This window comes from Thermodesulforhabdaceae bacterium (assembly GCA_037482015.1).
Classification (GTDB): Bacteria; Desulfobacterota; Syntrophobacteria; order Syntrophobacterales; family Thermodesulforhabdaceae; genus JAOACS01.
Genome location: JBBFKT010000025.1, coordinates 1 through 8,846, shown reverse-complemented (window position 1 = coordinate 8,846; position 8,846 = coordinate 1). Strand labels below are relative to the sequence as shown.

Here is an 8,846-nt window from a genome sequence, read left to right as displayed (position 1 = left end):
CCAGTGATCGTAAAGATAAAGTCCTTTGAAAAGCTCTCTTCTCCCAAGAAAGGCTTGCCTTAGAGTGTCCAGAAACAAAGATTTACCGAAACGACGAGGGCGGGAGAGAAAATAATACTTGCCCTCACTGACTAGATTTTCAATAAAACGAGTTTTATCCACATAATGATAATCTTCTGATCCTATTTCTTCAAAACTCTGAATTCCTATGGGAAGTTTTTTCATAATATTCCACCTTGGTAGAGCAATTGAAAAACACTTTGTCCTAACAATACCTTACCTTATAATAATAAGATCGCGTCATTAAGAATTTAAACAGAAAGCAAACCGAGGAAAATCCGACCTCATTTTCGCTTTTGGGTATTTTCAGGATGATTTTTTTGCTTGGCAGGGGTCGTTTTATTAGAAGAACCGGTCTCGTTTCGCGGACCCTGCATAGCTAATTTTTTTCTTATCTCCAGATAAAGATCCTGGGCAGTTTCGTCGTCTGGTTTTTTATCTAAATAGCGCTTCAAAAAATCAGATGCCTTGGCATACTCTTTTTGATTGTATAAGAGTTTTGCAGCCTGCAACAGTAATTCCGGTTTCCCAGGTTGAAGTTCAACCAATTTTTCTAAAACTTGAGCAGCTTCTTTTTCTTTTTTTTGTTTCAAATACATGTAAAGTAAATTGTTATAGCAATTTACCGACTTTGGATTATTGTTTATACAGGTATTGAGAGCCTTTACTACATCATCGTAATCTTTGTCTTTATTGCTCAGAGCGAAGAAATCATTGTAGTGGCTTTCAACATTTGGTTCCAGGCTCATAAGTTTTTTCACCACTTCTCGCTCACCCGAAGCATTTTTTGAAGAGCGGTAAATTTCCCGAAGGTATTTCCAGGTATTTACATCATTTGGTTTCAACTGAACAACTTTTTCAAAGGCCTTACGAGATTCCTCCTGATTACCGTTTTCTTTATACAGAACTCCAATATTATACCACAAAGTAGGGTCTTTAGGTCTCAATTGAGAGAGTTTCTGATAAGCCGCTAAGAGTTTGGCTTTATTGTTTGTTTTCTGGATCGTATTAATCCATCTGGCAATAATATCCTCGGTTCCATGACCACTGTTTACCATTTTCTGATATATTTCTTCCGCTGCAGCCCACTGCCCGAGATTTTCATAGCAGAGAGCAAGCATCTTGTGAGCTTCCACATCGTTTGGATGATCAAACAAATATTTTTTCAGATATTCTGAAGCCTTGTCATAATCTTTCTTTTGAAAAAGTGCAGCACCAACGTTGTAGGCTAAAACAGGGCTTTTGGCTGAAGATTTGAGAGCTTTCTCAGAATATTCGGCTACGCAGTCCCAATCCTTGACACTGGCACACATATCTGAAACCAATACCAAAAGAGCCGATCTGGCAGTTTCCGGAAGTCTATCTCCATAAGCGCGAGCCACTTTAGCAATTTCTTTAGTGCTCATAGATTTTTTCATGTAATCTAACCATTCCTTAATATACCCCTTTTCTTGAAATCGAGTTACAAGCTCTACATATGCTTCCACCGCTTTATCCTTATTTCCACCCAGAGCATAGGCTTTAGCCAGTCGCTCCATAAATAATCGAGTGTTTTGCCCCTGCTGAAGAAGCATCTCATATTGTTCTGCCGCTTTGGAATATTTTTTCTGCTGTATGAAAATATTGGCCAGCTGATTTCTTATTAGCACATGATCCGGAGTATTTTCGAGAGCTTTTGAAAGGAAATACTCTTTCTTTTCCAATGACTCCGCAGCTCGTGCCCGCTCCAGCCAGTCCTGAACCGACCACTTCACGACAAGGGGAACCTTTCCAATAGACCAGCGTAACCAGAAAACTTCTACAACAAAGTCCCTTTGTCTATCAAAATCGAGTTGTGGGAAAAGTTCAGAAAAGGAATGTGCTTCAGTCATTATGCTCTTAGGATCAAAGTCCGGTGAATGAAATTCCAGCCCTAGATTCATCGCCCCATCAGTGGTAACAGCTTGTATTAAGACTTTATCCACAGGGCGGAAAGAACAAACCTCGCCTGATTTGCAAACCAACGTGCGATCTCCCACTTTTAAAATTATAGACTCAAGTCGATGGGGCACAAAGGGAAGGGATCGATACAGCCAGTCAGGCATAAGGCTCTGTGAAAATATCATAGCCGTAGAAGTTGCCAATACAAACAGCAAAAAAACAAGTCCCACCCACAGACCAAACTTACCACCGCCTCGTTTTTTCGGCGGTTCAGGATAAGAATCGATATTTTCAAACGGCTCTAATCTTCTATCCAAATCAACCATGTTACTAATAACGGTCTTCTCTCGCTCCTTTCAGCTAAGACTGCCACTCCAGTCCAGCCGCTTCGTAGAGAAGTCGTATTTCCTCCGGTGTTAGATGTCTAAAGCTCCCATAAGCCAAATCGCCCAGCTTTAACGGACCGTAACCTACTCTTTTAATGCGAAATACAGGGCATCCGGTTACTTGCCCCATTCGCTTTATCTGACGATACCAACCCTGATGGAGAACCACTCTAAGCCAAGTGCGAGTTCTTTCTCTTTTGATCACTTCGACTTCAGCAGGAGCTGTTTTGCCTTCTTCCAAATAAACCCCTTCTCGCCATTTATTAAGAACCCATTTGCCTGGATGCCCCCTAACAAGCACCAAATATTCCTTTTTAACCCCAAAACGCGGATGAATAAGTCGATTAGCAAGAGAGCCATCATTTGTGAGCAAAAGAAGGCCTTCGGCATCAAAATCGAGTCGTCCTACGGGGAACACTATATCTCTAAACTCTTCCACAAGATCCATAACAATTGGACGTCCTTGAGGATCCCGCCTTGTTGTTACGTAAAATCGAGGCTTATTAAGCATAAGGTAAATCCTAGGTGGACGTTTAGGCAGGGGTTGACCATCAACGAGGATTTCATCAGAAAAGGGATTCACCTTGGTGCCAAGTTCCCTGACCACATCACCATTAACTCGCACTCTACCTTCCAGTATGAACTCTTCAGCCTTGCGTCTAGATGTAAGACCCGAAGCAGCTATAACCTTCTGAAGCCGAACAAGCCCGCCATTATTCACATAATTTTCCTCCCGAGTGCTAGGTCTAACTGTAGAGGCGTCCGGTTGGACGTCTCCGTAAATTTTACTATATTCGCTTTCCCAGGTCATGGTGTAAGCTTACGGCTTCCCTCACAAGAGCCATCGTTTCTTCGACTTCCTTGCGTGCTCTCTCAATCCCATCCACCAGGATATCATACACCTTCTGGCGGGATGCTTCCAGTTCACGCCGTTTTTCTCTAATAGGATCAAGTCGAGCGTCCATACGGACAAGAAGTTTTTTCTTGCAATCAATACAGCCAATTCCTGCTGTTGTACAACCCTGGATAACTTCGGATCGATCTTCTTCTGTAGAATAAATTTTGTGTAGAGAGAACACCGGGCATACCTCCGGATTCCCCGGATCAGTTCGACGCTTACGTTGAGGATCGGTCATCATGGTAAGAATCTTTTTGTGGACCGAATCCACCGGTTCAGTGATATAAACACAATTTCCGTAACTTTTGCTCATTTTTCGCCCATCCGTTCCAGGAAGTACGGGAAATTCGGTAAGAAGTGCCTGAGGCTCCGGGAAAACGTTTTTGCCGTAAAGATAGTTAAAACGCCTTGCGATTTCTCGAGTCAGTTCGATATGAGGGAGTTGATCTCGCCCGACAGGGACTCCGTGAGCCCGATAAATCAATATATCCGCCGCCTGCAACACAGGATAACCCAAAAATCCGTAGGTCGATAGATCTTTGTGAGAAAGCTCCTGTTGTTGCTCCTTGTAAGTGGGGTTTCGTTCAAGCCAGGCAACGGGTGTAAGCATTCCCAAAATCACAAAAAGTTCCGCATGTTCCTTTAATTCGGACTGGATGAAAAGAGTGCTTTTTTCAGGATCAAGTCCAACACTCAACCAATCGAGCAGCATATCCCATGTGTGTTCTTTGATAGATTCTGGTCGAGCGTATTCGGTTGTAAGAGCGTGCCAATCAGCGACGAAGAAAAAACATTTGTAATCTTTTTGGAGACTAAGCCAATTGTCCAGCGCTCCATGCAAATTCCCTAGGTGAAGGCGCCCTGTGGGTCTCATCCCGCTAAGGATTCTTTGCTGTTCCGTCATAATCTCTGTAACCTCCCTATCAATAGCAATATTCGGAAACTTCTTCACCATAGAAAAAATCTCACCATTCGGCGAAGTATTGGATCGAGCACAATAGACCAAACATCGGTAACAATCAAAATCAGAATAATGAACATCCCATAACGTTCTATTTTTGCCATTAAAACAGCCAAACTTTCAGGGAGAATACCCATAACAACTCTTCCACCATCAAGAGGGGGCACCGGCACAAGATTGATCAACATAAGAGCCAGATTAATGGTCACGGCTGCTCCTGCCATCATAATGAGAGGTTTAGCAAACCAGATTACGGCTGGATAAGGAGGAAGAACTCCCCGCTGAAGCGTCCACATTAATCCATGATAAAAACAACTAGCCACAGCAGCGAGCATAAGGTTAGTAAGAGGTCCCGAGATAGCCACCTTTGCCATTCCAACTCTCCCACCTCGAAGAAGTTCCATTCTGACTGGAACCGGTTTCGCCCAACCAAAAAGAAAGGGTGAATTTACTAAAAATAGAAGTAGTGGCAGTATAATGGTTCCAAATATGTCAATGTGCACAAGGGGATTTAAGCTGATTCTTCCCATAAGTCTGGCTGTGGGGTCACCCAGTTTCTCGGCTACCCAGCCGTGAGCCACCTCATGCAAAATGACCCCGATCATAAGAGGCGGCAACAGCACAACCATTTGTCCAAAGTTCAGGTGAAAATTTAAATTCATCGACTATCCTTTCTTTACAAACCGTTATCCCCGACATAGGGAGGGGAATTTTCACTATTATTCTGACTAAATCGATAACACCACATTTTTCTTAGCTCGTTATCCTCAGCTTAGTAAAACTTCCTTCTTATTTCATGGCTATCTAGAAGCAGTATCAGCCTGTGGCTGCGAAGAAGAGACTGTATCCTTTGTGAAAAGCTGAGGATAATGACGACGGATATAGGAAATTTCGTCTTCTCTGGTTTCAACCAGCCCATCAAGCCTTGCATAAAGGAGTTCTACAAGTATCTTTTTGTAAAATGGACCCGGTGGAATACCCAGTTCCTTAAGATCCTGCCCTCTCAGGATGGTTTTTTCGTAACGATACTGAGTCAGATACTGGTTTACCATTCTCCTGAAGGACTCATCTTCCGCAATCGCCATAATAATTAAAAGATCTTCTGTTTCGCATTCCTGAAAGTATCGATAAACAACGCTTGGAACAGGGTCGCGAAAAGCCCTGAGTCCTCTTATAGCTTCACCTATACGCCTGTAAGCGCCTGTGAATCTTTCATGCCTTCTGGGTGTTAACGCAAGTTTTTTACCTATTTCATCAATCTCTTCTTTCTTAAGTCCGTAAAAGAGCCCTAAAAAATAGATCCACCATTTTTCAATCTCACCATTGAAAAAGCTTAATTCATACCAAGAAATTACACTTTTGATGTTTCTAAAAAACTGCTCTTTCTTTCCATCCCATGTAAGGTTAGGGGAAAAGATAGAAAAAATGCGAAATTCTGACATTCTCCTAAGAGCCCCTATAGGATTATCTTCCATGAGGATATGTTGCAGTTCATGGAAGAGCCGATACCCGCCTAGACGCTCCAGAAGTCCCGTCTGAACGGCGTTTCTCATAAGGCGTTCAGTCTGGCGATTTATCTGAAACTCAAAACGCTGCTCAAACCGTATGGCTCGTAAAATTCTAGTAGGATCTTCCACAAAACTCAGGCTGTGGAGCACTCGAATGATTTTATCCTTAATATCTCTTTGCCCTCCAAAATAGTCTATAAGTTGCCCAAAATGCTCCGGGTGCAAATCGATGGCGAGAGTGTTAATCGTGAAGTCACGGCGATATAGATCCATCTTGAGCGAACTAAATTCAACAACGGGAAGAGCTGCAGGGTAGCGGTAGTATTCCATGCGAGCCGAAGCAACATCTATCTTGAGTCCATCGGGAAATATCAGAACAGCCGTATTAAACTTTTTGTGAGCTCTCATTCTCAGATTATGACGGGATGCCATCGTATGCGCAAAGGCTATTCCATCACCTTCCACTACTATATCAATATCTAGATTATGCTGCCGAAGCAAAATATCCCGCACAAACCCACCTACAGCATAAACTCCGTAACCCAGCTCCTTTCCTATTTCCCCCAACTGCTTTAGAAGCTCGATAATGTATTCCGGAAGGCGTTCTCTCAACATCGGAACAATATTTTTCTGTCTTCGTCTATCCTTGACGGGAACACCGTTTAGAGTCGTCGGCTCGTTTGATCGCTCTTCCACGAGGTATTTAAGGAGGTCTCTTCTGGTGATCACCCCCACTACCCGTTCATTTTCCACCACGGGAAGAATTCTTTGATGCTGTTCGACCAGAGGTTTCTGAATATCAAGGATACTTTGTTCAGGCGATACAACTGCAATGTCACGATGCATGTAGGTATGAACCGGTGCATCACCAAAACCATGATAACGGGCCTTTTCCGCTGTTTGCCGAGAAATGATCCCGACAAGAACACCATTTTGAAGAACAGGAACAGCGTTAATGTTATAGTGAAGCATCAATTCTTCTGCTTCTCTAACGGAAGCCTGGGCATCCACGCAAATAGGGGGACTGGTCATTAGATCTTTTGCCTGGGGTGCAGGTTTGATGTGGCTTCTAAGAATCTCCCACAAACGATTTTCCACTTCAATGAGCGTCTTATCACGGATTGTGGCTGATGCTGCGCTAGCATGTCCCCCGCCCCCGAAATGTGCCGCTATCTCTCCAACATTAACTTCTGGAACGTGGCTTCTTGCCACCATATAGACTTTGTCTTCCATACGAGCCAGAGCGAACACCACTTTCAGGTTCTCTATATCTCGAAACTTATGAACGACCACGGCAAAATCGCTTACATAACGGTCTAGAGAGACAAAGGCCACGCAAACATCAACACCGTGAATCGTGTAAATACGTGCTGATTGAATCAGTTCATATAAAAGCGCAACCTGTTCTGATGACAGATCTTTAGAAATCATATCAGAAACCATGTTAAGGTCGGCACCAGAACGCAAAAGATAAGCTGCTGCTTCCAGATCTTCTGGTCTGGTGGAAGGAAACATAAAAGATCCTGTATCTTCATACAGCCCAAGAGCCATTATTGTGGCTTCTTCTGGTGTGGGCTCCACTCCATTACGTCGGAGAAGGTCAGTAAGTATTGCGGTTGTAGATCCTAGTTGTTTGATGATAACAGTCCCCGCTCTGAAGCGTAATCCCTCACGGGGAATATACTTTTCGCCATCAAAGACCACAATGTCGTCGTCAGAATCGGGATGGTGGTCGTAAATATGAACTTGGAGATCATCTCTCACCAGAAGTTCTGCAAACTTCCCAATTCTCGTTATTTGACGCGTATCCACCAGCACAAGCTGCCTTATGCGAGAAAAATCCACATCCTTTAGCTTTTTAAAGTTGTAGAGATATGAAGTGGCTTGAACGAAAAAGTCTCTAATAAGTTTCTCCTGGGAACCAGAAAAAACAAGGATAGCATCGGGATAGAGCTTTGCCACGGCTATCATGGAAGCCATCCCGTCAAAATCGGCATTAACATGGGTGGTTATGACTGTAAGATCAGGGGCGAGGGTGGTAGGTTTCATGAATTTCCTTCAGATGGGCAAGTGCAAGGTGAGTGTAAACCTGAGTGGAAGAAATGCTTGCGTGTCCTAGAAGCATTTGAAGACTCTTTAAGTCAGCCCCATGTTCGAGCATGTGGGTAGCAAAAGTATGGCGGAGAGTATGGGGAGTAATGCGTTTTTTTATGCCAGCTTTTTTTGCAAGCCCTTTAATGATTTTCCACAATCCCTGGCGACTGAGCGGTTCTCCACGATTATTAAGAAACACACAGGAATCGGGACCTCGTTTCCCCTGAACATTCAAGATGAGCTTAGGCCTTACCTGAACGAGATATTTCTTCAAAGCATCAACAGCATATTCCCCAATGGGCACAACCCTTTCCTTTGACCCTTTTCCTTGAACCTTAATGTAACCGGCATCAAGATGAATATTTTCCAGCTTAAGCCTGGTAAGTTCGCTCGCTCTAACCCCCGTTCCATAAAGACATTCAAGTATAGCCACGTCTCGCAAAGCCAGCATCCTTGAAAATTCACTCGAAAATTCAGTCGTTTCAGCTTCAACATCACTGATGGGTAAAACTTCACTACAAATCCCGAACAACCGCTTCAGTTCTTCTACAGAAAGCACTCTGGGAAGAGTTCTATCTGGCTTAGGAAATCGCACCGCCTTAGCAGGGTTTCGACTTATAACACCCTCTCGTTGCAAAAACCTGAAGAAACTTCTAAGCACAGAAAGTCGTCGGGACTGAGTTCTCTTAGAAAGCCCCGAAGATATTTTCTGAATGAAGGCTTCTATGTGCTCCCTAGAAAGTTCATTCCACGACGAAACATTTCGACTCTCGAGAAATTCCGCAAAAATCTTAAGGTCCGTTCCATAGGAAACTACTGTATTATTACTGTAACCTCGCTCAAGCTTAAGATGCCTTAGAAACATATCGATCCATTCGTAAAGGCCGTATTTTCTCAACGTTTCCATAATCTCTTTTCTACTACACCATCTTGCATAAAATTTCTTGGCTCATGTTCAAAAGTAGTGCAACCTAGCTAACTGAGAGATAAAAGCAGGGGAGATTCGTTTCAAGTTGATC

The 8,846-nt window shown here is 43.3% G+C and carries 6 protein-coding genes and 1 pseudogene; all 7 read right to left on the bottom strand.

Annotated features, from left to right (window positions below):
* The 7 genes and pseudogenes from WHS38_12335 to xerD all read right to left on the bottom strand — a co-directional run bounded on the left by WHS38_12335 (position 1) and on the right by xerD (position 8,734).
* Positions 1–225, bottom strand: a pseudogene (locus WHS38_12335) (AAA family ATPase).
* Between the two features lie 119 nt (positions 226–344).
* On the bottom strand, positions 345–2,306 hold the full coding sequence (locus WHS38_12330; protein MEJ5301765.1) for a tetratricopeptide repeat protein: 1,962 nt from the start codon (positions 2,304–2,306) through the stop codon (positions 345–347).
* A gap of 34 nt (positions 2,307–2,340) precedes the next feature.
* Positions 2,341–3,087 (bottom strand): pseudouridine synthase, encoded by a 747-nt coding sequence (locus WHS38_12325; protein ID MEJ5301764.1) that lies wholly within the window; start codon positions 3,085–3,087, stop codon positions 2,341–2,343.
* Between the two features lie 67 nt (positions 3,088–3,154).
* Complete coding sequence (gene trpS / locus WHS38_12320) at positions 3,155–4,168, bottom strand: tryptophan--tRNA ligase (GenBank protein ID MEJ5301763.1); 1,014 nt, start codon at positions 4,166–4,168, stop codon at positions 3,155–3,157.
* A 44-nt stretch (positions 4,169–4,212) separates the two neighbouring features.
* Entirely contained in the window at positions 4,213–4,887 is a 675-nt protein-coding gene (locus tag WHS38_12315) for a site-2 protease family protein (protein MEJ5301762.1), read from the bottom strand.
* A 138-nt stretch (positions 4,888–5,025) separates the two neighbouring features.
* Positions 5,026–7,782 carry a CBS domain-containing protein gene (locus tag WHS38_12310; protein MEJ5301761.1) on the bottom strand — a complete coding sequence of 919 codons (2,757 nt, stop codon included), beginning with the start codon at positions 7,780–7,782 and terminating at the stop codon, positions 5,026–5,028.
* Complete coding sequence (gene xerD, locus WHS38_12305) at positions 7,757–8,734, bottom strand: site-specific tyrosine recombinase XerD (protein MEJ5301760.1); 978 nt, start codon at positions 8,732–8,734, stop codon at positions 7,757–7,759. Before xerD ends, WHS38_12310 begins: the two co-directional genes overlap by 26 nt.
* Between the last annotated feature and the right edge of the window lie 112 nt (positions 8,735–8,846).